The sequence below is a fragment of the Shewanella sp. 492 genome (assembly GCF_059338445.1).
Genome location: NZ_CM181702.1, coordinates 3,823,504 through 3,846,392, shown reverse-complemented (window position 1 = coordinate 3,846,392; position 22,889 = coordinate 3,823,504). Strand labels below are relative to the sequence as shown.

Below are 22,889 nucleotides of genomic sequence, written 5' to 3'. Positions count from 1 at the left end.
CAGGAACTCACGGCACTGTTAGCACAGCTGCAACAGGCCGGTATGGCAATCGTGATTGTTGAGCATCATAAGCGTGCCTTTTCGAGTTGCGTGACCCACAGGTGGCTGCTCGATGCTGGGCAATTGCATGCTTATCAGGAGGATGATGCCGAGCCAGCACTGCTTAGTATGGCCGGCGCGCGCACTAAGCCTAATACGTCTGCGATGCAGGCTCCGGTTATCCATGCCGGGCCTTTTAAGGTGGGTTTTAGCGGCCAGCCGTTATTGTTTCAAAGTGATGCTCTGTGTTTGTACCCTGGTGAAATCGTGGCCTTAACGGGTGACAATGGCACAGGCAAAAGCACCTTGCTTAAATGTTTAGCCGGTATTCAGGCCGATGTGGGTAATCTCTGTATTTCAGTTTTAAATCAACGTCCTAAGTTAGGTGTGTATGGGCATCAATTGGCGCTATTACATCAACGACCAAGCCGGCAGTTATTTGAGTCAAGCGTCATCGAAGAGATGCAATTTAGTTTAAAACGTTATGGGTTGCCGCTCGAACGTGCGCCGCAAATGCTCGCTAGATTAGGCTTGTCGGCGCTGGCCTCTCAATCGCCACACCAACTCTCTTATGGGCAGCAGCATTTAGTGGCGCTTGCGTCATTGGCCTGTTTGCAGCCACAAATCTTGCTGCTGGACGATCCCTTTGCTGGGCTAGATAGTGGCTTCTTCTACCAGGTAGCCAAGTTAATTTTAACCCTGAGCGAGCAAGGCTGTGCCATCGTATTGGCTAGCCATCGACCGCTGGACTTATTGCCTATCGATCAGGTGTGGCACATTAGCGATAAGCGTCTGCAATGTCTCACGGGAGCTGAGTTGACTGAGCAAGATGAAAGGTATGCTCGTGTGGGTTAAGCAGAGCAAGGCAAGGGGCCACGTTACGTCGGCAGATAACGACATGACGCAGCACTTTATCGTTAAAAATCCTAAGTTGTGTGCCCTGTGTATCTTGTTAAGCCTGTGTCTGTCGAGCAGTGCTTTTTTTGTACCCGATCAGTTTTTATCGGTTATCGCCCTGTTTAATGGTGTGCTGTTACTCCAAGGGCGCTATTTGGGCGGCGGTGTTAAAGGATTATGCTTACTGTTTACGACTCAATTGGCGATCACTTGCGCACTTTACCTGCTGCTACATGGGGGCGAGCGGATAGGTGAGGCTGTGCTGGCGGTGGTACGCATATTATTGGCGATGATTCCCGGCTGGTGGTTATCCATTACTTGCGCGCCCCAACGCATTGGCGAGGTATTGAGTTGGTGTTTACCGCACAAATGGGCCTTTGTGATGGCGGCCAGCTTTAGTTTGCTGCCGCGAATTGGCTTGGAGGTGAAGGAGATTTATCAGATGCAGGTGATGCGCGGCGCGAAGATAACGCCCAAAGCCTTGTGTCGACCGAAACATTGGGGCGAGCTGATTTACTGTGTGCTCTACCCGTTATTAATTCAACTGCTAAAACTGTCTAAACAGATGGCCTTAGCCGCTAAATTACGCCGCTTCGGTGTCCACCATAAGCCAACCCACTGGCCCGATTAATGAGATTAAATTACATGCACAATAAAGGTTTTACACTGCACGATGCGCTATTTATTGGCTTTTGCGCCACGCTCTTGGTGGCCTTAAAAGGGTTGCTGCGACTCAAGTTAGGCTTGACCGGACACTCGATGTTTTTGATGACTTTTTTTTATCTTATTTGCTATGGCGCCGTCGGTAAAAAAGGGGCGATCACTGTGTGTGGCATCTTGGCTGGCTTAATGGCGATGATGTTGAGTGTCGGCAAAGGGGGCCCCTTTATCGTGCTTAAATTTGCCTTGCCCGCCGCCGCCATGGATCTGTGCTTACTGCTGTTGCCGATTGTTCTGGCACTCAAATGGCGCTGCATTATCTTAGCCCTAGTGGCTACTGTGGCATGGGCGAGTAAGGGAACGATTGAGGATATTTTAGTGGGGCTAAGCCTTGAGGTGGTGCTATTGCAACTGGCTAAAAGCTTAGTGTTTGGTGGTTTTTTTGCTGTACTGGCGGCGTTATTGGTACCGCCAGTATTACAACGTTTGAGAAGCCATGATCTGTTAGACCGTGAGGAGCTGTAATGATGAAGAGTCAACAGGGGTTAGCGTCTTGGTTAGTCTGTATCGATGATACCGATGATATTGGCACTAAAGGCACGGGTGAGATCGCCGAAGAAATTGCCTTAAAATTATCGGCAGGCCAGCCTAGCCGCTGCGCGTTTGTGACTCGCCATCAGCTATTTGTGCATCCAGATATTCCCTACACGTCACACAATAGCGCCATGTGTTTTCAAGTGCGAACGCCTTTGTGTCAGGCTCAGATCTTGGAGATAGCCGTTAACCATTTACTGCAAGAATGCGCGTCGGCGTCCGATCCTGGCATCGCCTTGCTCGATCTACAAGCTGCTTGCGATCATCAAGCCTTAATCGACTTTGGGCTGGCGGCTAAGAAGGTGGTGAAAACCAAGGCTGAAGCTTACGCCTTAGCGCATGCACAAGGTATTCACTTAAGTGAGCATGGTGGCACTGGCCAAGGTGTCATTGGCGCCATGGCAGGATTAGGACTGCGTTTGCAAGGTAATGATGGCCGGATCAAGGGGCAATTTAAGCTACCCGGGCTGGAAGCGGGCACGGTGGAATTGTCGGTTGCCGAGGCGATTGAACAAACAGGCGTCGATTGTGTGCTAACCGACAGCGGTGAGCCACTGTGTTTTAAAACGCCGTTGCAACTGTCAGGTAAGGTGAAGGCGGTGTACCGCGAACATCAAGTTTGCCTGTTGGTGTATCAGCAAGAGGGTGTTTGGCGCAACGCCCTAAAACAACAACTGAAGCATTATTAATGGGGCCGCTATGACACAGTATTTTAGTCTACATCAGGGACGTTGGCAGTTAGCCGTTGAGGCTGACAATTATCAAGCGGCTCGTCATATTGCGGCTCAGTGCCAGCACTTTATCGCCGACGACGAAGATGAGCAGGTCGATGATCAGCTACGCTCTTGTGTCAATTGTGCTCGCCGCCGTTGGTTAGTGGACGCGATTGAATGTACCGTATTAACTGCGAGGTAAGGTGAGTTAACATTCTGTTTATGTTGGCATAATTTATTTCACCGCTGAGCCACCTAAAATACGCAAAAATGAGTGGTAGTTTTAGTGTGCTCAGCATAACATGGCGCCCTTAGAGCTTGATGTTGTGAATTGGCCCTGTTGGGCTGGATCCTGACTAGATTGAAAGTGGTTAGAGAGCTCGTGGTGAGGCTTGGCGCAGATGGTGAAACAGTGGGTAACAAAGCGGACATTATAAAAATTGCAGTGCGGCGCTTGTCTATAGGCATGTATGTCACGGCGATAGAGCGGCAAGGTCAAGTTAATATTGCTCATCCTGGGCAAATTAAAAGTACTGCGGCTATCCAGCAGCTAATTAAAAATAACCTCAAATATGTTTGGGTCGATGTTAATCGTTCGGACCCGAGTTGCGGCCTAACGCCTCCTAAAGTCGCGCTGGCACCGGCTCCTCCTATCGTAAAAAAAATCAGTCGAGAACAGTCACAAGATAAAGCCAAACGCTTAATGGCAGAGGCAAAAGATCTGGTGCAAAAAGTCTTGTCTGAAACCTTTGAAGGCAAGGCCGTTGCCGTTGAGCCGTTTGAAGATTTAGCAGAGAACATGATTGAGTCAGTCATGTTAGACGCCGATGCCTTTAAATGTATTTCAGCGCTGCGTTCTAAAGATGCCTATTTGCTGGAGCACTCTATCAATGTGGCCTTTTTATTAGTGACCTTTGGTAAGTATTTGGCCCTTGAACGTGACGAGCTTAAACAGTTAGCCGTAGGCGGTATCTTGCATGATATCGGCAAGGTGAAGGTCGACAACAACATCTTGCATAAGCCCGGCAGGCTAACGCCCGCAGAGTTTGAGCATATGAAGTTACATCAGGTGTTTGCCAAAGAGATACTAGCAGATACCCAAGGCTTGTCCCAGATCAGTCGTGATGTCTGTTTGATGCACCATGAAAAGCTCGATGGCAAAGGTTATCCTAATGGTCTTGCTGGCCAGCAGATAAGCCTGCATGGTCGCATGAGCTGCATTGTCGATATTTTTGATGCACTTACCGCTACGCGTTGCTACAAAGAGGCGATGAGTCCAGCCGCGGCGTTTAAGATCCTACTCAGCTTAACCCCGTTTCATTTAGACGAGGCATTAGTATATGAGTTTATCCGCTGTATCGGCATTTATCCTGTGGGTTCTTTGGTGCAACTGTCTGATGGTCGCGTGGGGATTGTGTGGGATGCGAAAGATCGTGATGCGTTGCATCCCGTGCTTAAGTGTTTCTACTCTAATACCCATAAACGCTATACCGATGTGGTGATGGTGGATCTATTAAAACATGATGTGCATATCGAGCGCGGGCTCTCGCCCAGCAGCTTAGATGTCGACCCGACGCCCTTCTATTAATGAATCGATTAAGGGCGTTAACGTCAGCATCGTCTTGTGTCACAGTCTATCGTCATCGCCAGCAGTGTGGCTGGTTAGCTTATTGAGCTATTTGTTAGTAAGAATAGGTATTTGGTGAATGCTAGATACCGATAAATAATGGCCACTTCAACATAGCGCCCAGCGGAGGCAAAATGGAAAAGTGGCTGATTATAATCTGTTGTGGCATCTTCGTTATGGCCTCGATGCTCACCACAGGTCTGATTCGCGCCCTTATCGATATTGGCGCATTTGTAGTGATCTTAGCCTTAGTGTGGCGGATAAACGGCTCAACTAAAATGAATGATATACAATAACGAACCCAGCCCAATCGCGACCCAAAGCAGTAAGCCTAATATCATCGGCTTAGCACCTGCCTGACGCATCTTGCGTAGAGTGATCCCCGCGCCAATCAAAAATAGACACAAGACGAGTATCCGTTTTGACAACATAAAGATGGCTTCATAAGCCGCCTGCCCTTGGGGGAGGTAATGGGCGATGGCGATGGCGACACAATAAAACACAATAAATAGCGGCACAGATACCTTGCGCTTGTTACCGCCAAATACCATGGCGCTAATGAATGCCAGTGGCACTATCCACAGGGCGCGCGCCAGCTTAATGGTGGTGGCGGTGACTAATGCTTCATCACCATAGGCAGAAGCCGCACCGACCACTGAGGAGGTGTCATGGATCGCAATCGCACTCCATATACCAAAGTGATATTGGCTCATCTCTAATAGATGCCCTAAGGCGGGAAACAGAAATAGGGCTACCGAGTTAAGTACAAATACGGTGGCGAGCGCCAGAGCAGTTTGCTGGCTGTCAGCTTTGATGGCTGGAGACACTGCAGCAATGGCGCTGCCGCCACAGATGGCGGTACCCGCGGCAATCATATGGCCGAGCTTGTGGTCTAGCTTGAGCAGCCGAGTGAGCAGGGTGCCCAAGATTAAGGTAAATACAATTGAACCTAGGATTAAGCCGAGGTTGTCGAGGCTGGCACTGAGCGCCGTTTCAAGCTCAATACCAAAACCTAAGCCGATGATGGAATAAGCCAGCAGTTTTTTGGTTAACGCGCCGATATCCCATTGGCTGGGAACCAAGCCAAGGCTGGCCAACGTAAAGCCCAGCACTAAGGCGATAGGTGAAGAGATAACCGGAGTTAAACAGAGCAGGGCGCACAGCATAAAAATCAGCCGTGAAGGCTGGTCAATGAGTTGGCTAAACAAAGATTTCATCTACAAGGTGATCGAGTTCTAGTGTGATTGCCGCAGTATAACTAGCACTTAGGTTCTAATAAATTCAATAAGACTTATCTTAAGATTCAATTTTATTTAATCTTTTATAAGTTGGTGAGGGTAAACGTGGGCAACTGAGATTGCCCACGTTATAGGCGCTTAAGGTAGCAGCAATAAGCTGCCTAAGCCTAAGAAGATAAAGAACCCGACCACATCAGTCACTGTGGTTAAGATCACCGAGCCCGCAACGGCAGGATCAATCTTCATCTGTTTGAGTACAAAGGGGATCACCGTGCCCGATGAGGCCGCGGCCAAACTGTTAAACACAATGGCGACAAAAATAATGCCACCCAGCGGCACCGAGTTAAACCAAAAGCTCACTACCACCCCAATTAAGGCGCCCAGCAACACGCCGTTAAAGGCGGCAATTTTAAGTTCTTTGTCGAGTAGCAGTTTTAAGTTGCTACGTTTTAAGTGGTTAAGTGCAATACCGCGTAGCGCCACTGCCAAGGTTTGGCTACCGGCAATACCGCCCATACTGGCAACCACAGGCATTAAGATAGCCAGTGCCACCACTTGTTGCAGCGCATCACCAAATAAGCCAATGACCCAAGAGGCTAAAAAGGCGGTTAATAAGTTGGTTGTTAACCAGATAGCGCGCATTCTGGCGGCAACGGTGACCGGAGTAAACAGATCTTCTTCATCTTGCGCCGTTTCTGAGGCCAGCACTTCTAAACTACGCTCTTTGAGGCGTTGCATCAAAATGGACACCGCTATTGCGCCAATGATCTTGCCCTCTTTTTGTACCGGATGCCACGCAAAGCCAGTCACGGGATTAAGATGTTGCGCCGCTTTAGTAATATCTTGATCGTCGTTGATGGGGTCCACTTCCACAATAATGTCAGCCAGTGGCGTACTCGGAGCCACATTGTGAAGCTGCTCTATGGTGCATGCGCCTTGGTATTCGCCTTGGGCATCGACGGCATAAACCGCAACAAAATCTCGTTCGGGATACTTTGCGATGCGCTCTAGCACTCTTCTAACTGGAGCTGTTGGGCGTGAGCGTAAAATATCATTATTGAGGTAACGTCCCACTTCCTCATCTTGATAGCTTAGAGCCTGTTGCATCTGCTCTATGGTGAGAGACTCTTGTTGCTCGAGATAATCTTCGACCACGTCACTGGGTAAGATTTCGGCGAAGGTCAGTACATCAATTTCTGTGATGCGCTTAAGCAATTCCTGCATCTGCGCGTCGGTCAGAATATCGAGCACATGGCGTGCGGTTTCATAATGCAGCAGGTGTAAGATAGCCCAGCCACGCTCGGCAGGAATGTAGCGACACACGACCGCACGGTATTGGTCTGTGATGGACTCGAATAGGTTGGCTAAATCGGCGTCACTGTAGTCACTGATAAAGGCCAGCGAGGCAGATTCTTGTTCTTCTGGGTGGCTGACAATGTCGATGACCCGAGATAATAGGTCGTCTCTTATTTCCTCTTCATTAAGAGGCTCATGTTCAGGCATTGCCATGGAAATATCCTTGTAATCAAACGAGTGACAGGCCAACATGCGGCGATGCGCCGTGGCGTACTACAGGCTGCAGTCCATTGATGATATTACTCAATGCACTAGCCGTTTCATGTCGGCTATGATAACCGACATGAGCTAAAAGCGACGCTGTTTATCTGTTACTAAATCACGTGATTAGCGATTGTTCCCGCTAGCAATCGAGTAAAAAGCTTTGTGCTGGGTCAACCAGCACGCGGTCGCCCATCCCTTCGCGGCCAAGCAGCATCAAATAGGTCATATCCTGACGGTTGCTTAGTGTCAGCTCGATAGGCCATTGATGATCACCCAATTGCAAGGTGGTCTGGATAACACAGCGCTGCTCAACTTCGCCATTAGAGGATTTTATCCTGCGAGAGTCATGCATTGGTGCTTTACAGTGTACCGTCTGATCCAAATTATACACATCGGGATGCAGATCGAATTCGACATAAGGTCGGCCGCCAACTTTAACACGTTTTAGGTTGTCGACGTGTAAGGATGATGTCTTAGCCCCGGTGTCGATCCGCACCTGCAGGTCACTAATACCGAGATCGGGTAGGTGGCATATTTCTAGATTGCCAATAATGATTTTTTTCATGTTTTTATCCTAACAAAATAAAATTACCCCGCTCTGGTGAGCCTTCATATCACGGGAGTGGTGATAGGGGTGATCTGTTCGTTCATGATCTCAATATGCTCAACCACTTCATCGGCAGCACTGCCAAAATAGGCGATATGGAACATAGCATCACCCTCCAACACGAGGGGGATATTTTGTTTACCTATGACAATACCAGCGCGATTCGAGGTTACTTGCTGGATAAGCTCGCCCATGGGGTTGTTGATTTCAGCCAACACCTCGCCCTGTTCAACATAGGCGCCCAGCTTGGCAAATTCACACACAAAACCACTCGCCGCGGCGCGTGTCCAGTCGCTACGGTTGGCCACAAAGGGCGCTATTTTTTGGCGTAAGCGGCGTTTACGCATCACGCCCAGAGATGACAAGACATTGAGTATGCCTCTGACCCCAGTTTGAATTGATAACTCATCAAAGCGTAAGGCTTCGCCAGCCTCATACAATAGTACCCGCGCGCCATTATTCACCGCTGCTTCGCGCAGGGAGCCGTCCCGCACATTGGCATTGAGCAGTACTGGCACGCCAAAGGCTTGTGCCAAGGCTAATGTTTCACTGTCGTCTAAATTAGCTCTGATTTGCGGTAAATTAGAGCGATGAATCGCGCCAGTATGTAGGTCTATACCATAATCACAATGGCGCACTATGCTGTTGATAAAGGTGTAAGCCACTCGCCCCGCCAGCGACCCTTTTTGCGACCCTGGGAAGCTGCGGTTAAGGTCGCGCCTGTCTGGCATATAACGGCTCTGGTTTAATACGCCATACACATTGACCATAGGCACTAAAATGAGTGTGCCTTTAGTGAGTTTGATATTCAGCTGCAGTAAGCGGCGGATGATCTCAATACCATTGAGTTCATCCCCATGCACCGCCGCACTAATAAACACCTTAGGCCCAGGCTTTTTGCCCCGCATCACATGCACTGGCATCGACACTTGGGTGTCGGTGTACAGGCTAGCGACCGGCAGTTGCAGTTGACGCTGCTCGCCTGGGAGAATATCGACTCCGCCAATGTGTAAGGCTGAGTTATCCATTAGCCTTTACCACGTGTTTTATTGGCATGAGGTTTGGCATTTTTTTCGATAAAGGCATAAATCAGCCCAGCAACATCTTTCTCGGTTGCTTGTTCGATGCCTTCTAATCCTGGTGATGAGTTAACTTCCATGACCACTGGACCATGATTAGATTGCAAAATATCGACACCGCACAGATTAAGCCCCATCGCCTTGGCTGCGTTGAGTGCTGTGGCGCGCTCCTCTTTGCTTAACTTCACCAGTTGCGCGATACCACCGCGGTGCAGGTTGGAACGAAACTCGCCTTCGGCCGCTTGACGCTTCATGGCGGCCACGACTTTATCACCCACAACAAAACAACGAATATCAGCGCCGCCCGCTTCTTTAATAAACTCTTGTACTAAAATGTTGGCTTTAAGCCCCATAAAGGCTTCGATGACACTTTCGGCCGCCTTAGTGGTTTCGGCCAATACCACGCCAATACCTTGGGTGCCTTCCAGCAGCTTAATGACCAGTGGCGCGCCGCCGACATTTTTAATCAAATCTTTGATTTTATCGGGTTTGCTAGCAAACCCAGTGCGCGGCAAACCAATGCCTTTACGCGATAGCAATTGCAGTGAGCGCAGTTTGTCGCGCGAGCGGCTGATGGCCACCGATTCGTTGACGCAAAACGTGCCCATCATCTCAAATTGACGCACCACCGCCGTACCGTAAAAAGTGATCGACGAGCCAATGCGTGGAATAACGGCATCATACTTAGGCAATACTTTACCCATGTAGCGTACGGTTGGATTACTGCTGGTGATGTCCATGTAGCAATGCAGGGTGTCGATAATATCGACCTCATGGCCACGAGCTTCACCAGCTTCTTTTAGGCGACGAGTTGAATAGAGGTTTTCGTTTCGAGACAGAATTGCGATGCGCATAACTATGTTCCTTAATAGCGACCTTAGTCTACCTAAGGCATAAAATTTCAGATTAAATCAGCAGGTAAGAGTGAAACCTATGGTCATGATGGCATGTTAACTAAACAGTAACACATTTAATCGTTAGCTGGATTATTGCCGTTGATTAAATATAGCCATAAATCATATCAAGGCATTGATATTGGCATTTTCACTTGGTTTATCATTCGATTGTTTGCTGTTACTGCTTAAAAATAAGGACGCGACATTAGGGCTAAAAGCGCAGGCTGCAAAGCTAATTATTTTTGTCGTCACAATAAGGTTTTTTGCTTGTGAGCACGGCGGTTTTTGCTAAGGCGTAAGCGATCGTTTTAAGCTGTTGTTAATGGGTGGGTGACGAACATTAAATTGACTAGCGTGGTGCACTGTTGTGGATGTTGGTTGCCAATAGCTGCGGGCTTTTGAACGCTGCAGTAAGCGCCAGCAATTAAGCATAATATTGGCCAGCTATGGGATTAATTCGGCGAGGACGCGGCGCAATAAAAAAGGTTATGTCCTTAAGGGCATAACCTTTTAACCACTATTCATGGATTAATCGATGCTTAGCCAGAAGCTATCAGCGCATCGTCACAAATTCCTCGGCGCCAGTGGGGTGAATGGCAACCACTGCGTCGAAATCGGCCTTGGTGGCCCCCATCTTCATGGCAACGCCAAATCCTTGCAGTATTTCATCCATGCCATAACCTATGCCGTGAATACCCACGACTTTTTCATTGTCGCCAGCGCAGACAAGCTTCATTTTACAAGCTTGGCGATGAGCGGTGACGGCGGTATACATAGAGGTAAAGCTTGAGGTGTACACTTTGACATTGGCTTCACCGTACTGGGCGATAGCTTCTGGCTCTGTGAGCCCCATGGTGCCGATAGCGGGATGGCTAAAGACCACGGTTGGGATCAAGCTGTAATCCATTTTCGCCTCTGTCATGCCATTAAACAGACGCTCAGATAATAAACGTCCCGCTTTAACCGCCACAGGCGTTAATTCGACGCCGCCTTCGATAATATCACCGACGCAGTAAATGCCTTTCGCTGTGGTATTTTGCTGTGCATCGACCACGACATAGCCCTTATCGTTTAGGGTGACGTCGGTGTGCTCTAGGCCTATTTTATCGGTCGATGGTTTACGGCCGATAGCCCAAATAAGGGTGTCGACCTCATATTGCTCGCCGTTTTCTAAGGTGAGCGTTAGGCTGTTGTCGGCATTTTTGACCACAGATTGTGGCACGCTATGGGTGTGCAGGCTTGGACCGTTACTGGCCATGCTTTCCATCAAGGCTTCGCTTAGCATAGGGTCAAAGTTGCGCAGTGGTGCGTGTTTACGCACAAACAGATGGGTCTCGCTGCCCAGTGCATGCAGCACGCCAGCCACTTCTACGGCAATGTAGCCTGCGCCCACTACGGCGACGCGTTTAGGTTGTTCGTTGAGGGCGAAGAAGCCATCAGAGTCGATACCATATTGGGCGCCCGGAATATCAGGAATGGTCGGTGCACCGCCGGTTGCGATAAGGATATGGTCGGCACTGTAATGCTCGCCATTGACTTCGATGGTGTTGTTATTGATGAAACGCCCATAACCGCGCACTAAGGTGACGCCATTGTTTTCAAGGCCGCGGTCGTATGAACCGTGGATGCGCTTGATATAGGCTTCGCGGCTTTCGACTAGTTTGTTCCAATCGAATTTATTGACCGCCACATCGAAGCCATAATCTTTGGCATATAAGTGCATGGCTTCGGCGACCTGAGCGCCATACCACATGACTTTTTTAGGCACACAACCTACGTTGACGCAGGTGCCACCAAGAGCTTTTGCTTCTATCAACAGTACTTTAGCGCCACGCATAGCAGCGCGGTTTGCCGAGGCGATCCCGCCACTGCCTGCGCCTAAACAGATATAGTCAAAGTGTTGAGCCATCATTATCTCCAAATTCGAACGATTGCATATTGCGGTCATTGTAGGGGCAAACCGCTTGTCAAACCAGTGGCGTTTTTGGCTTTATGCAAAGACCATATGCTGAGTAAGTGCTTTGGGTTGATGCTATTAATGGACTGAGGTTAGCGCTTGTATTGGCATTTTTGGTAGTCGCTCACTGAGGGGCCTTCAGCGCCGCATTTCATACAGGCCCATTCGCTTCTACGGATATTAAGCTCATCCCGATGAAAGCCAAACTCGGGTTTAGATTGTGACCGTAATTTGCTTTTTAATTGGTTCATACGTTGATGCAGCCAACGGCAACTAGGATCATCGGCTACTTGTTGCCTCTGTGCGATGCGTTGACGGTTATCTTTTTTTGACTTTTTACTGGTCTCACGGCGCTGGGATTTAGATTGCTTAGTGGCGGGCAGATCCTGAGGGCGATAATGTAGCGCACTGCGGTGCTCGTCTGGGATCATGATAGGGTTACCTTCACTGTCTAACGCGCTGTCTGCGGGCAAGGTTATCGGTTTACTGGTTGGTGGCGTTGCGGGCTGGAGTGATTGTAACGGTTCGCCTGCTTGGGCTTTGCCGTCAATGGCATTGAGTATCATCAAGGTGATTATGGCGCTGCGGATAACATTAGGCATTCCTTGTCCCTCATGGTTGCTAAAGGCGTTCCTTGCCTTTATGTCAGCTTTAAAGCTAGTTGAGATTAGCCCGAGGTGCAACACGCTTTAAATGCGCGTTATAAGCTCCAGTTGAGGTGTAAGCCGGCAAAGGTATGATCTAAGTCGCCGTTATTGGGGCCCACCTCACGCTTAATATCTTGCTGGGCTAAGGTGTGGCTAATATGGCCCGACAGGGTCAGCTGTGGGCTGAATTGATATTGGATTTCGACGCCTAACTGTAAGTGGTTACGGCCATTATGTGCTTCAGTCGCATATTGAAAATCAAAGCCTTGGGTGACATAAGGGGTGATAGTTAGTTGTGGTGAAAGCGCCCATTCACTGTGAAGGTTGGCTTCAACAAAATAGCCTGCAGCTTCAGTAGAGTAGGTATAGGCAATCGAGGGGGTGAGCCAGCCAATATTTGTGTAGCTAAGTGAGGCAAACAGTTCGTTATCAGTGCATTCTTCATCACCATAGACTTGGATGCGTTGGTAGCCTAGTGAGCCATCAAAGCGATCACCAAGAGGTAAGGCGTATTCTAGGCCGAGGTTCCATTCGATGTAAGTCATGCTATCGGCGCGCCCAACCGTGCCATATAGGGTGATATCGTGCTGTTGCCAAGCGGCAGTTGCCCAGTAAATGCCCCCCTCGTCCAAATTATTACGGCCTTGGGAAATATATTGGTTGTCCCATGCTAAGTCGATGATAACGTTATTGGAGGATGGCTCGAAGGTGATGATATTGTTTAGGTGTAAATCATCGACGCTGCCTGAGGGGATCATGTCCGCCGCCAATAGCGGCGTGCCAATTGTCAACAACGCTGTGGTGATCAAGGGTGTGGTCAAGCGATTCATGTTAAACATTAGCCTAAACAGAACGAGAATGGAGTGGATCATAGCGTCACCGAAATCAAACGAAAATGAGAATAAGTTGTATTTGAGACCGGCTTATCAATTATGTTTTTAGGTGCTGCGGGCTAACTCTTTTTTAAGCGAGATCACAACATTAATGTGTATCGGCTGCTAGAGAGCGTTATAGTGAGCCTTTTTAAGCGGGTTTGGTATCAAATGCTTGAATCACGTGGCCATCGCCCATATTTAGTGGTGTATATCTGTCGATCTTTAGAGGAAACAACATGAGCAATCCTTTGCTAAGCAAAGCGGAATTACCGCTTTTTTCGCATATTAAACCTGAGCATATTCAGCCTGCCGTCGAGCATGGGATTGAACAGTGTCGTCGCAAAATCGATGAAGTATTGGCCTCTGGCGGCCCATATACTTGGGATAATTTTGTGGCGCCGTTAGAGCAAGTCGATGATGAACTCAGCCAAATTTGGTCGCCAATATCGCATATGAACGCGGTGTTAAGCACCGACGAATGGCGCGCTGCCCATGATGCTTGCTTGCCGCTGCTGTCTGAATACGGCACCTATGTTGGCCAGCACCAAGGCCTGTATCAGGCGTATAAATCACTTAAAGAATCGGCCGAATTTGCCAGCTTGAGTCAGGCGCAGCAAACCAGTATCGAGCATAGTCTGCGAGATTTTGAGCTGTCAGGCGTAGGATTGAGCGATGAAGATAAACAACAATATGGCAAATTGGTGAAGCGTTTATCTGAGCTAACCAGTCGCTTCTCTAATCAGCTGCTCGACGCGACGCAGGCGTGGAGCAAATTGATCACCGATGAGGCCGAGCTTGCCGGTCTGCCAGAGTCGGCAATTGCTGCCGCCCAAGCCATGGCAGAAGCCAAGGGGCAGCAAGGCTGGTTATTTACCTTAGATTATCCCTCTTATCTACCAGTGATGACCTACAGTGATAACCGTCAACTGCGCCAAGAGTGCTATACCGCGTTTGTCACGCGGGCGTCGGATCAAGGCCCGAATGCCGGTGAATTTGATAACGGCCCGCTGATGGATGAGATCCTTGCGTTACGCCACGAGCTAGCACAGCTGCTGGGCTTTAAGAGCTATGCCGAAAAGTCGCTGGCGACCAAGATGGCGCAGTCGCCACAACAGGTGATCGACTTCTTAGAAGAGTTGGCAACACGCTCTAAAGCCCAAGGTGAAGCCGAATTAGCCGAACTGACCGAATTTGCCAGGCAGGAATACGGCGTGAGCGAGCTCGAACCCTGGGATCTCACCTATTACGCGGAAAAACTTAAGAACCACAGATATGAGATCTCACAAGAGCTATTGCGTCCCTATTTTCCTGAAGATCGCGTGCTGTCTGGACTGTTCTATACCGTCTCGCGTCTGTTTGGTTTAACCGTTGAAGAGCAAGCCGAATTTGATACTTGGCATAAAGATGTGCGCTTTTTCACCATAAAAGATGCCCAAGGCCAGCACAGGGGCAGCTTTTACTTAGATCTGTATGCCAGAGAAGGTAAACGCGGCGGCGCTTGGATGAATGATTGTCGTGTACGACGTCAAACCGCTAATGGTTTGCAGCATCCGGTGGCCTTTTTAACCTGTAACTTTAACGCCCCTGTGGCGGGTAAGCCTGCGCTGTTTACCCATGATGAAGTGACGACCCTGTTCCACGAGTTTGGCCATGGTATTCACCATATGTTGACTCAAATTGATGTGGCCGGTGTGTCAGGGATCAACGGAGTACCTTGGGATGCGGTGGAGTTACCGAGTCAATTTATGGAAAACTGGTGTTACGAAGAGGAAGCATTAGCCCAAATTTCAGGTCATTTTGAAACGGGTGAACCACTGCCTAAGACGCTGCTTGATAAAATGCTGGCGGCGAAAAACTTCCAATCGGGCATGATGATGTTACGTCAGTTGGAGTTTTCGCTGTTTGATTTTCGTTTGCACCATGAGTATGACCCGCAAGTGGGGGCGCAAATTCAAGCCAAACTCGATGAGGTTCGACGCCAAGTGGCCGTGGTCCCCACTGCCGACTTTAACCGTTTTCAACACGGTTTTGCGCATATTTTTGCGGGAGGCTATGCAGCAGGTTACTACAGCTACAAGTGGGCTGAAGTGTTATCGGCCGATGCATTTTCTCGTTTCGAGGAGGAGGGGATCTTCAATGCGGCAACCGGACGTAGCTTCTTAGAAAATATCTTAGAGATGGGCGGTAGCTTAGAGCCAATGACCTTATTTAAGCGTTTTATGGGCCGCGAACCCAAGATTGACGCCCTATTGAGACATTCGGGTATTCAAGCTTAATATCAATGCTTTATAGCAAAATGCCAATCTTTAGGGGTTGGCATTTTTGTATCGAGTGTTCAGCTAACAACGCGCTATTGCAAGGTGACAGTGGGGCGTGGCTTACAAATTACGCAAAATCATGTAAGGTTATCAATATCTGAAAACTTGATTATATTTTGTGATGATAAATCCCATTTGGCTACGAAGTTTTTGCACCTTGGTGGAATTAGGGCATTTCACCCGCACCGCCGAGCGCTTGCACATGACTCAATCTGGCGTCAGTCAGCATGTGCGTAAATTAGAAGAGCAGCTGGGCACGCCACTGTTAGTGCGTGAGGGCAAGCAGTTTTCACTGACCGACGCAGGGCAAACCCTCTACCAACAGGGGGGCGGTATACTGCAGGCGCTGCAGCAGCTACAACAGGCGGTGCGCCAAGACCCTCCCTTTGCGGGCATAGTGCGGGTGATGTCGCCTGGCAGCATGGGGTTAAAGCTGTATGCAGACTTGCTCGATTTGCAGCAGCTCCACCCTCAGCTGGTGCTCGATTATCGCTTTACCTCTAACTCAGGGGTTGAGCAGGCCATTGCCCAACTCGATAGTGATATTGGCTTAATGACACGGCAACCGACCTTAAGCGAAGTGCACGGTCACAAGGTGGGGCAGGAGTCATTACTCCTGGTGACACCAGCGCAGTCGCCCTCGTTAACTTGGGCAAGCTTAACCCAGTTGGGGTTTATCGATCATCCCGATGGCGCGCACCATGCCAGTTTGTTGTTAGGTGCCAATTATCCCGAGTTTGAGTACAGTGAGCCCTTGCCAACGCGCGGCTTTTCTAACCAGATAAGCCAGATCCTCGAGCCGGTGAGTCGTGGCTTAGGCTTTACCGTGTTGCCAGCCTATGCGGTTGAAGCGTTCACGCGGCCTGAGCGAATAAAGGTGCACGCTTTATCTGTCCCCGTGAGCGAGCCTATCTATTTGTGTTACAGACGAAAGTCGGCATTACCACAGCGGGTGTTGTCAGTGATAGATGTGATAAAAACCCTCTTGTGAGCGTATGATAACAACACGCCGGATGGGCTCCGGCGTGTTGGTCTGCAGGCTGAGTTATTAAGGCGTGTAGTAGGTCGCCGCACCGGGGCCAACGGGTAGGCCTAAGGCAAATACCCAGATAAAGAAGAAGCAGGTCCACCCGATAAAGAACACGATAGAGTAAGGCAACATGGTGGCGACTAAGGTGCCTATACCTAAGTTTTTCTTATACTGGGAGGCAACCGCCAAGATAAGCCCGAAATAACTCATCATAGGGGTAATAAGGTTAGTGACCGAATCGCCTATTCGGTAAGCCGCCTGAATGGTTTCAGGGGCATAACCGACCAACATCAACATAGGCACAAAGATCGGAGCAGTCACCGCCCACTGCGCCGATGCGCTGCCCAGCATCAGGTTGATAAACCCACACATCATAATAAACAGCAAAAATACCAGCGGCCCAGTAAGGCCAACGGCATTTAAGGCATCGGCCCCGGTAACTGCCAATACCGCGCCTAGATTAGTCCATTTAAAAAATGCCACAAATTGCGAGGCAAAAAACACCAGCACAATATACATGCCCATGGTGCTCATGCTGTGAGACATGGCGTCAATCACATCTTTGTCGCGCTTCATGGTGCCCACCACCTTGCCGTATACTAAACCCGGAATGGCAAAGCAGATAAAGATAAAGGCGACGATCCCTTTGAGAAACGGTGACCCTGCCACTAAGCCTGTTTCAGGGTGACGCAGTGGCCCGTTTTCCGGCACTATGGTCAAGGCTAAGATGGCGCCTAACACCACAGTGGTGATGGCCGCAGCCTTAAGGCCACGCTTTTCTACTGCGCTTACACCATCCATTTTTTGTGCGCCTAGGTCGATACTGGCTTCGCTAGCATCGTATTTACCTAGCTTAGGCTCGACAATTTTTTCAGTAACCAGAGCACCTAACCCAGTGATCACAAAGGTCGACACAAACATGAAATACCAATTCACCTCTGGGCCGACTAAATACTCAGGATCGATCATCTGCGCTGCGGCCTCGGTGATACCTGACAACAAGGGATCGACCGTACCCAGTAATAAGTTGGCGCTATAACCGCCCGAGACCCCAGCAAATGCCGCGGCCAGCCCAGCCAGAGGGTGACGGCCTAAGGAGTGAAAAATCAAGGCTGCCATAGGGATGAGCACCACATAACCCAGCTCGGATGCGGTATTTGAGACGATACCGGCAAACACTATGGTTAAGGTGACTAAACGCTTTGAGGCGCCCATGACCAGTGAACGCATGGCTGCCGATAGCAGCCCTGAACGCTCTGCAATGCCCACCCCAAGCAAGGCCACCAATACAGTACCCAGCGGAGTAAAGCCAGTAAAGTTAGTCACCAGATTTGAGACTATCATTCGCAAACCTTCGCCATTCATTAAGCTGACGACATGGATCAAGCCATCGGCACTGCGTCCTGGGGCACCTTCTGGGCGGGGATCTGTGACTGTGAGTTCAAAATAGCCAGCAATACCACTAATGACGATGACGGCGAGGCAGAATAGAGCAAATAAAGTGATGGGGTGGGGGAGTAAATTACCAAGGCGTTCGACGATATTTAAAAATCGCACAAATAAACCGCTCTGTTCCGGCGGTTGTTCGGCAGTTGTTGCACGACTGCCAAAGTCATCTTGTTGCTCAAGACTCATGTACTTTCCTTCATTATGGGCATCTTTGTACCCTAAGTTATTGTTTTGTTATTTTGGGTGGTGCAATGTTTCTATGATGAAGCAAGAGTTTTAACTGAAACTTAAATCGGTAGGCGATGGGACGTGGCGTATAGATAAAAAAAGCCCGCTCTGGAGGGATACGGGCTAAAAAAGTGATGATTGTCCCCTCGCCAACGGAGATGGTCTTGGGAAAATCAAAGCATAAGGCTTTGATCCTGTATCTAGACTGAATAAGTGGCTGACGATGATGATGCCGCTAACTGCAGCAGGCTGTTTACGCGATGTTCGACCGCTTAGAGGGTAAGCTGGTGGATTAATTTTGGGCAAAAAAAATCCCTTACATTGGGGAAAAGTAAGGGACAAAAGCTGTGATTAACCCACAAGGTCAAGTAAGGTCAATGACGACTATATTAGCGCCCAAATACTGTACCTAAGCTGAACCGGTATCAGCTAATTTAATGTCGTTTTTAAATAGCTTTGGACCGAAGGAGGGGGTGTATGCTCGAGGCTAAGATGGGCCATAGGCGTTAACCTCAATATCACTTAATGCCTCTGTTTTGTTTGTAGTGTTTTATCTTTAGTTATTGTTTATTAATCACTTTATTTTTTGCTCTTATCTTTGGGTGTGACTTTTTTTGGTTTTAGGTTAAATTAATGATGTAAGGCAGATAACTGCATGTTTGAATGGTGATAGAGAGCTTATTTCCATATGCTTTATTGTAAATGGTTTAAATAACCATCAGTTTGATATTGCTGGGGCTGTAGATAAATCACTGGAAATATGACGTAAAATCGGTAAAGGTGATGCCGTATGTTATGCAGTACTCGATTGCATGGGGTCAGTATCATGGATGTGGTGCTACTGGTTAATAAGTGCCAATACAACATAATAGGCCATTAAATATGGTAAGGGAGAGGTAATGCAAGGTTTACTGTTAGCTTTAGGGATAGTGGTCATTATTACCTACCTTTGGTATGTCAGCCTGATCAAAAAGCGCAATGCCGCGCGTGAGGCGTTATCAGGGATCGACGTACAGTTGAAGAAGCGTGCTAATTTAGTGCCCAATATCCTCAAGATCGCTAAAAAGTTTATGGAGCATGAGAAGTCACTATTAACCGAGATCACCGAACTGCGAAGCCAAGTCACCGCAGGCTATGACAATAATGATCCCCAAGCGATTAAACAACATCTAGCGCAGGCAGAGCAGCTTAATCAAAAAATGGGTCAGTTAATGGTGAATGTCGAAAACTACCCAGAACTCAAGTCAGACATCACCATGCTGCAAGCCATGCAGACCTACAACGAAGTTGAAGAGCATATCTCAGCGGCGCGCCGCTTCTATAATGCCGCAGTGTCTGAACTTAATACGGCGGTAGAGGTGTTCCCCGGCTCCATTATTGCGTCTATGGCTAATGTTAAGGTGATGCCGTTTTATGAAGCCGATGAAGTATCGAAAGCGCCAGTGGATGCGGCCGATTATCTGTAATTATGTCTCACTCATGGTTTCGCCACTAGGTCACTGCAGTGAACGTGCTTAGCTTTATTTTTGGTGCCCCGATAAAACCGCTGCGCCAGCCACAGCGTTTGGTGGCATCCAAAGAGGAATTAGCCCAGTTTCAGGCGCATTATCAGCAACATATTGAGCCATTAACGCGTAAGTTCGAAAATCATCGCATCGCCAGTCTTAAGGCGTTAAGGCTGCGAATTTACACCAGCATGGCGATAATTGCGGGGTTGGGATTAGTCGCACTGCTGTATGGCGCGCGTCACTATATCCAAGTGCCTTGGTGGTTACTCTTACTGCCGCTTGCTGGCCTACTGTGGTGGTGTTATCGCCCGATAAAGCGTTATAAGCGAGATGTAAAACAGCAAGTTTTTCCTAAAATTTTTAAATATTTTGGCGATGATTTTATTTTCAGCCCCAGCCACAGAATGAGCTTGCCTTTGCTCAAACGCTCTAAATTGCTGCCCGATCATGACAATGCCCTATTTGATGATTATGTGCAGGGAGCACATAAGGGGGTCGATATTGCCATCAATGAGCTTACCCTCACTAAACGGGTTCGGCGTAAAAAGCGCACCGAAACCGCTACCGTATTTCGTGGCGTCATGGTGCTGCTGAGTAGTCATAAGGCGTTTAAGGGCCATACTGTGGTGGTTAAAAATCGCGGTGGCTTGATTAACTTCCTGTCAAATTCTTTTAAAACCCTCACGCGGGTGAAGCTTGAAGATCCGCGTTTTGAACAACAGTTCGATGTATTTTCTACCGACCAAATCGAGGCCCGGTATCTGCTGACGGTCAGCTTTATGGAGCGACTGCAAACCTTGGCCGAGCTGTTTTCAGGTAAGATACAGTGCGCTTTTTATGAAAATAAGCTGCTGATCATGCTAGAAAGTCACGAAAATCGCTTCGAATTAGGCTCGATATTTAATGGGGCGACATTTGAGTATGAATTTAGTCAAATAAACCGTGAGATGAAGCAGCTATTTGCTATGATTGAGGTACTTAAACTCGATCAAGATATTGGATTGTAATGACAGGTACGCCTTTTCGTTTACCGCTGTTTTGCCGTTATGCTGTGCTACTGCTGCTCACCAGCTGTGCGGGGGTATGGGCGCAAGAGTCTGCTGGAAAGCCACATTATAAGGCGACATATTCTAAACAAGGTATTCTCGGTAATCATGATGCGCCAGCCGCTATCGATGCGCCCGTCGACAAAATTAAGGTGTATCAATACACGCAGAATAATGGCGTAGTGGCATTTGCCGACCACGCTCCAGGCAGTAGCGATTTTAGGGTGCTGCTGTATGACTGTTTTGCCTGTCAGAGCGACTCCACGTTAGACTGGCAAAAAATTCCCCTGTTTAGTGCCGATTACGATGAGTTGATTGGGCGTGCCGCCACCGAACATGGGCTTGACCCTGCCCTCATACGCGCGGTTATTCATGCTGAATCAGCCTTTAACGTGTTTGCGTTGTCACGCAGTGGTGCCATGGGATTGATGCAGTTAATGCCTGCCACCGCCAAAGAGATGGGAGTGGATAACCCTTATCGTCCCGAGCAAAATATCGATGGTGGAGCGCGCTATTTAGCCAAGATGCTGGCTCGATTCGAGGGCAATATCGACTTGGCCTGCGCCGCCTATAATGCAGGGCCAACGACGGTAAGCCAATATCAAGGTATTCCGCCATATCCTGAGACGCAAGCTTATGTCAAAAGGGTTAAAATTTTATTCAAGCGTTATCAACAACTCGGGTAACGGCCATGCTAAAACAGTCGATTATTGAATTAGAATTAGCCCTACTCAACCCCGAGGTTCGTCACAGTATCTCGACACTCGATCGGCTGATCCACGACGAATTTATAGAAATTGGCGCCACGGGACTCGGTTTTGGTAAACCAGAGATATTGCGGCGTTTGCCCGAAGAAAATACCCCTAGGTTCACCGTGGTCGATATTCAATACCGTCAATTAAGTGAAAATATTGTGCAGCTGACATACCGCGCCAGCTTTAAGCCAATCAATGCGCTGGATAAGCGCTATTCGCTACGCACATCTTTGTGGAAATATGGGGGCGACCGCTGGCAGATCATCTATCATCAAGGTACGCCCTGCGAGGCATTTTTTTAAACGCTTTATTCGCCCACTTCCCAGGTGACTTGAGTGCTGCCGCCACCTTGATTAAGCAGTGGGCCCAGATAATCTAATGTGGTTTGCGCAATTTCGTCGAGTTGCCATGGTGGGTTAATGACCCACAATCCAGCTGCGGTCATACCAAACTCATCACTGTCGGCCTTAATCGCTTGCTCGATACGCAGCTGACGACGAATACCGCTTTGCTTTAATAACTCAAACATCGACTCGGTTTGCGCGCGATTCACCACAGGATACCAGATCATATACACCCCGGTGGCAAAGCGCTTATGGGCTTGAATTACCGCTTTGGCCACCTCTTGATAATCGGTTTTCATCTCATAGCTAGGATCGATTAATACCACGGCGCGGCGTTCCAGTGGCGGCACAGCTGCTATCAAGCCTTGTAGGCCATCGCCCTTAATCACCTTGATTTTTTTGTCTGCGCCTAGCTGCTCATCTAGGGTCAGAAAGTCGGCGCTATGCAGTTCATGCAGCACCATACGATCGTTTTCGCGCAGGTTCATATCGACAAAGGAAGGTGAGCCTGGGTATAACTCAAGTTCATCGGCGGCGTTAAAATGCTTAACATCGTTGATGTAATCTTGCAGCGCCGGTGGCAGGTCATCTTTGTCCCACAGTTTAGCCACACCCTCTAAGTACTCACCGGTTTTTTGCGCAAATTCATCCGACAAAGCATAACCACCTGCCCCCGCATGGGTATCGATATACACCATAGGTTTATGTTTCTTATGCATAAGTTTAAGGGTTTGCAGCAACAGGGTGTGCTTAAGTACATCTGCATAGTTTCCAGCGTGATAGCCGTGGCGATAACTTAACATGGGAGATCTTTATTGGTGA

22 protein-coding genes are annotated in these 22,889 nt (G+C 48.7%); 12 read left to right on the top strand and 10 right to left on the bottom strand.

Annotation, left to right across the window (positions count from 1 at the left end; translation table 11 throughout):
- Positions 1-42: 42 nt before the first annotated feature.
- The 6 genes from AC5YBX_RS16910 to AC5YBX_RS16885 all read left to right on the top strand — a co-directional run bounded on the left by AC5YBX_RS16910 (position 43) and on the right by AC5YBX_RS16885 (position 4,491).
- The gene (locus AC5YBX_RS16910) at positions 43-894 is read left to right on the top strand and encodes an ABC transporter ATP-binding protein (RefSeq protein WP_494524844.1); all 852 of its coding nucleotides are present in this window, start codon (positions 43-45) and stop codon (positions 892-894) included.
- A complete protein-coding gene (locus AC5YBX_RS16905) occupies positions 869-1,567 on the top strand; it encodes a CbiQ family ECF transporter T component (protein WP_494524126.1) in 699 nt (232 codons plus the stop codon). Before AC5YBX_RS16910 ends, AC5YBX_RS16905 begins: the two co-directional genes overlap by 26 nt.
- A gap of 14 nt (positions 1,568-1,581) precedes the next feature.
- Positions 1,582-2,121, top strand: a complete 540-nt coding sequence (locus AC5YBX_RS16900; protein ID WP_494524125.1) for a core component of ECF transporter — start codon at positions 1,582-1,584, stop codon at positions 2,119-2,121.
- On the top strand, positions 2,121-2,879 hold the full coding sequence (locus AC5YBX_RS16895; protein ID WP_494520568.1) for a DNA-binding protein: 759 nt from the start codon (positions 2,121-2,123) through the stop codon (positions 2,877-2,879). The genes AC5YBX_RS16900 and AC5YBX_RS16895 overlap by 1 nt, the downstream gene beginning before the upstream one ends.
- Before the next feature lie 10 nt (positions 2,880-2,889).
- Positions 2,890-3,105: a hypothetical protein gene (locus AC5YBX_RS16890; protein WP_475515235.1), complete on the top strand. Its 216-nt coding sequence runs from the start codon at positions 2,890-2,892 to the stop codon at positions 3,103-3,105.
- A gap of 210 nt (positions 3,106-3,315) precedes the next feature.
- Positions 3,316-4,491: a cyclic di-GMP phosphodiesterase gene (locus tag AC5YBX_RS16885; protein WP_494520569.1), complete on the top strand. Its 1,176-nt coding sequence runs from the start codon at positions 3,316-3,318 to the stop codon at positions 4,489-4,491.
- A 308-nt stretch (positions 4,492-4,799) separates the two neighbouring features.
- Here AC5YBX_RS16885 and AC5YBX_RS16880 read toward each other — a convergent pair whose 3' ends face one another.
- The 8 genes from AC5YBX_RS16880 to AC5YBX_RS16845 form a co-directional block, all read right to left on the bottom strand.
- Entirely contained in the window at positions 4,800-5,747 is a 948-nt protein-coding gene (locus AC5YBX_RS16880) for a YeiH family protein (protein ID WP_494520570.1), read from the bottom strand.
- Between the two features lie 159 nt (positions 5,748-5,906).
- A complete protein-coding gene (locus tag AC5YBX_RS16875; protein WP_494520571.1) occupies positions 5,907-7,277 on the bottom strand; it encodes a magnesium transporter in 1,371 nt (456 codons plus the stop codon).
- 190 nt (positions 7,278-7,467) lie between these two features.
- Positions 7,468-7,893 carry an ATP-dependent zinc protease family protein gene (locus AC5YBX_RS16870; RefSeq protein WP_494520572.1) on the bottom strand — a complete coding sequence of 142 codons (426 nt, stop codon included), beginning with the start codon at positions 7,891-7,893 and terminating at the stop codon, positions 7,468-7,470.
- Positions 7,894-7,937: 44 nt separating this feature from the next.
- Complete coding sequence (locus AC5YBX_RS16865) at positions 7,938-8,963, bottom strand: succinylglutamate desuccinylase/aspartoacylase family protein (protein WP_494520573.1); 1,026 nt, start codon at positions 8,961-8,963, stop codon at positions 7,938-7,940.
- Entirely contained in the window at positions 8,963-9,868 is a 906-nt protein-coding gene (gene rimK, locus AC5YBX_RS16860; RefSeq protein WP_494520574.1) for a 30S ribosomal protein S6--L-glutamate ligase, read from the bottom strand. Before rimK ends, AC5YBX_RS16865 begins: the two co-directional genes overlap by 1 nt.
- A gap of 595 nt (positions 9,869-10,463) precedes the next feature.
- Complete coding sequence (gene gorA, locus AC5YBX_RS16855) at positions 10,464-11,819, bottom strand: glutathione-disulfide reductase (RefSeq protein ID WP_494521563.1); 1,356 nt, start codon at positions 11,817-11,819, stop codon at positions 10,464-10,466.
- Positions 11,820-11,959: 140 nt separating this feature from the next.
- Positions 11,960-12,469 (bottom strand): hypothetical protein, encoded by a 510-nt coding sequence (locus AC5YBX_RS16850; RefSeq protein ID WP_494520575.1) that lies wholly within the window; start codon positions 12,467-12,469, stop codon positions 11,960-11,962.
- A gap of 98 nt (positions 12,470-12,567) precedes the next feature.
- Complete coding sequence (locus tag AC5YBX_RS16845; RefSeq protein ID WP_494520576.1) at positions 12,568-13,344, bottom strand: hypothetical protein; 777 nt, start codon at positions 13,342-13,344, stop codon at positions 12,568-12,570.
- Positions 13,345-13,625: 281 nt separating this feature from the next.
- Between AC5YBX_RS16845 and prlC the strand changes: the two genes are divergently transcribed.
- A complete protein-coding gene (gene prlC / locus AC5YBX_RS16840) occupies positions 13,626-15,665 on the top strand; it encodes an oligopeptidase A (protein WP_494524124.1) in 2,040 nt (679 codons plus the stop codon).
- A gap of 163 nt (positions 15,666-15,828) precedes the next feature.
- The gene (locus AC5YBX_RS16835) at positions 15,829-16,698 is read left to right on the top strand and encodes a LysR family transcriptional regulator (protein ID WP_494521564.1); all 870 of its coding nucleotides are present in this window, start codon (positions 15,829-15,831) and stop codon (positions 16,696-16,698) included.
- A gap of 57 nt (positions 16,699-16,755) precedes the next feature.
- Here the strand turns inward: AC5YBX_RS16835 and AC5YBX_RS16830 are convergent, their stop codons facing one another.
- On the bottom strand, positions 16,756-18,372 hold the full coding sequence (locus AC5YBX_RS16830; RefSeq protein WP_494520578.1) for an AbgT family transporter: 1,617 nt from the start codon (positions 18,370-18,372) through the stop codon (positions 16,756-16,758).
- A 941-nt stretch (positions 18,373-19,313) separates the two neighbouring features.
- On the opposite strand from AC5YBX_RS16830, the gene AC5YBX_RS16825 reads away from it, so the two are divergent.
- From AC5YBX_RS16825 to AC5YBX_RS16810, 4 genes are read left to right on the top strand one after another with little or no spacing between them, the layout of a single operon-like run.
- Positions 19,314-19,880, top strand: a complete 567-nt coding sequence (locus AC5YBX_RS16825) for a LemA family protein (RefSeq protein ID WP_494520579.1) — start codon at positions 19,314-19,316, stop codon at positions 19,878-19,880.
- Between the two features lie 38 nt (positions 19,881-19,918).
- Complete coding sequence (locus AC5YBX_RS16820) at positions 19,919-20,929, top strand: DUF3137 domain-containing protein (RefSeq protein WP_494520580.1); 1,011 nt, start codon at positions 19,919-19,921, stop codon at positions 20,927-20,929.
- Positions 20,929-21,654, top strand: coding sequence for a lytic transglycosylase domain-containing protein (locus tag AC5YBX_RS16815; RefSeq protein ID WP_494520581.1), 726 nt, complete (start codon positions 20,929-20,931; stop codon positions 21,652-21,654). Before AC5YBX_RS16820 ends, AC5YBX_RS16815 begins: the two co-directional genes overlap by 1 nt.
- Before the next feature lie 5 nt (positions 21,655-21,659).
- On the top strand, positions 21,660-22,025 hold the full coding sequence (locus AC5YBX_RS16810) for a nuclear transport factor 2 family protein (RefSeq protein WP_494524123.1): 366 nt from the start codon (positions 21,660-21,662) through the stop codon (positions 22,023-22,025).
- Positions 22,026-22,030: 5 nt separating this feature from the next.
- Here AC5YBX_RS16810 and AC5YBX_RS16805 read toward each other — a convergent pair whose 3' ends face one another.
- Complete coding sequence (locus tag AC5YBX_RS16805) at positions 22,031-22,870, bottom strand: 23S rRNA (adenine(2030)-N(6))-methyltransferase RlmJ (protein WP_494520583.1); 840 nt, start codon at positions 22,868-22,870, stop codon at positions 22,031-22,033.
- Positions 22,871-22,889 lie beyond the last annotated feature (19 nt).

Coding starts and splice junctions, on each gene's coding strand:
- AC5YBX_RS16895 (WP_494520568.1), top strand. CDS start 2,121: ATGATGAAGAGTCAACAGGGGTTAGCGTCTTGGTTAGTCTGTATCGAT.
- AC5YBX_RS16865 (WP_494520573.1), bottom strand. CDS start 8,963: ATGGATAACTCAGCCTTACACATTGGCGGAGTCGATATTCTCCCAGGC.
- AC5YBX_RS16880 (WP_494520570.1), bottom strand. CDS start 5,747: ATGAAATCTTTGTTTAGCCAACTCATTGACCAGCCTTCACGGCTGATT.
- AC5YBX_RS16830 (WP_494520578.1), bottom strand. CDS start 18,372: ATGAGTCTTGAGCAACAAGATGACTTTGGCAGTCGTGCAACAACTGCC.
- rimK (WP_494520574.1), bottom strand. CDS start 9,868: ATGCGCATCGCAATTCTGTCTCGAAACGAAAACCTCTATTCAACTCGT.
- AC5YBX_RS16835 (WP_494521564.1), top strand. CDS start 15,829: ATGATAAATCCCATTTGGCTACGAAGTTTTTGCACCTTGGTGGAATTA.
- AC5YBX_RS16870 (WP_494520572.1), bottom strand. CDS start 7,893: ATGAAAAAAATCATTATTGGCAATCTAGAAATATGCCACCTACCCGAT.
- AC5YBX_RS16805 (WP_494520583.1), bottom strand. CDS start 22,870: ATGTTAAGTTATCGCCACGGCTATCACGCTGGAAACTATGCAGATGTA.
- gorA (WP_494521563.1), bottom strand. CDS start 11,819: ATGGCTCAACACTTTGACTATATCTGTTTAGGCGCAGGCAGTGGCGGG.
- AC5YBX_RS16900 (WP_494524125.1), top strand. CDS start 1,582: ATGCACAATAAAGGTTTTACACTGCACGATGCGCTATTTATTGGCTTT.
- AC5YBX_RS16815 (WP_494520581.1), top strand. CDS start 20,929: ATGACAGGTACGCCTTTTCGTTTACCGCTGTTTTGCCGTTATGCTGTG.
- AC5YBX_RS16890 (WP_475515235.1), top strand. CDS start 2,890: ATGACACAGTATTTTAGTCTACATCAGGGACGTTGGCAGTTAGCCGTT.
- AC5YBX_RS16910 (WP_494524844.1), top strand. CDS start 43: ATGGCAATCGTGATTGTTGAGCATCATAAGCGTGCCTTTTCGAGTTGC.
- AC5YBX_RS16810 (WP_494524123.1), top strand. CDS start 21,660: ATGCTAAAACAGTCGATTATTGAATTAGAATTAGCCCTACTCAACCCC.
- prlC (WP_494524124.1), top strand. CDS start 13,626: ATGAGCAATCCTTTGCTAAGCAAAGCGGAATTACCGCTTTTTTCGCAT.
- AC5YBX_RS16850 (WP_494520575.1), bottom strand. CDS start 12,469: ATGCCTAATGTTATCCGCAGCGCCATAATCACCTTGATGATACTCAAT.
- AC5YBX_RS16905 (WP_494524126.1), top strand. CDS start 869: ATGAAAGGTATGCTCGTGTGGGTTAAGCAGAGCAAGGCAAGGGGCCAC.
- AC5YBX_RS16845 (WP_494520576.1), bottom strand. CDS start 13,344: ATGAATCGCTTGACCACACCCTTGATCACCACAGCGTTGTTGACAATT.
- AC5YBX_RS16875 (WP_494520571.1), bottom strand. CDS start 7,277: ATGGCAATGCCTGAACATGAGCCTCTTAATGAAGAGGAAATAAGAGAC.
- AC5YBX_RS16825 (WP_494520579.1), top strand. CDS start 19,314: ATGCAAGGTTTACTGTTAGCTTTAGGGATAGTGGTCATTATTACCTAC.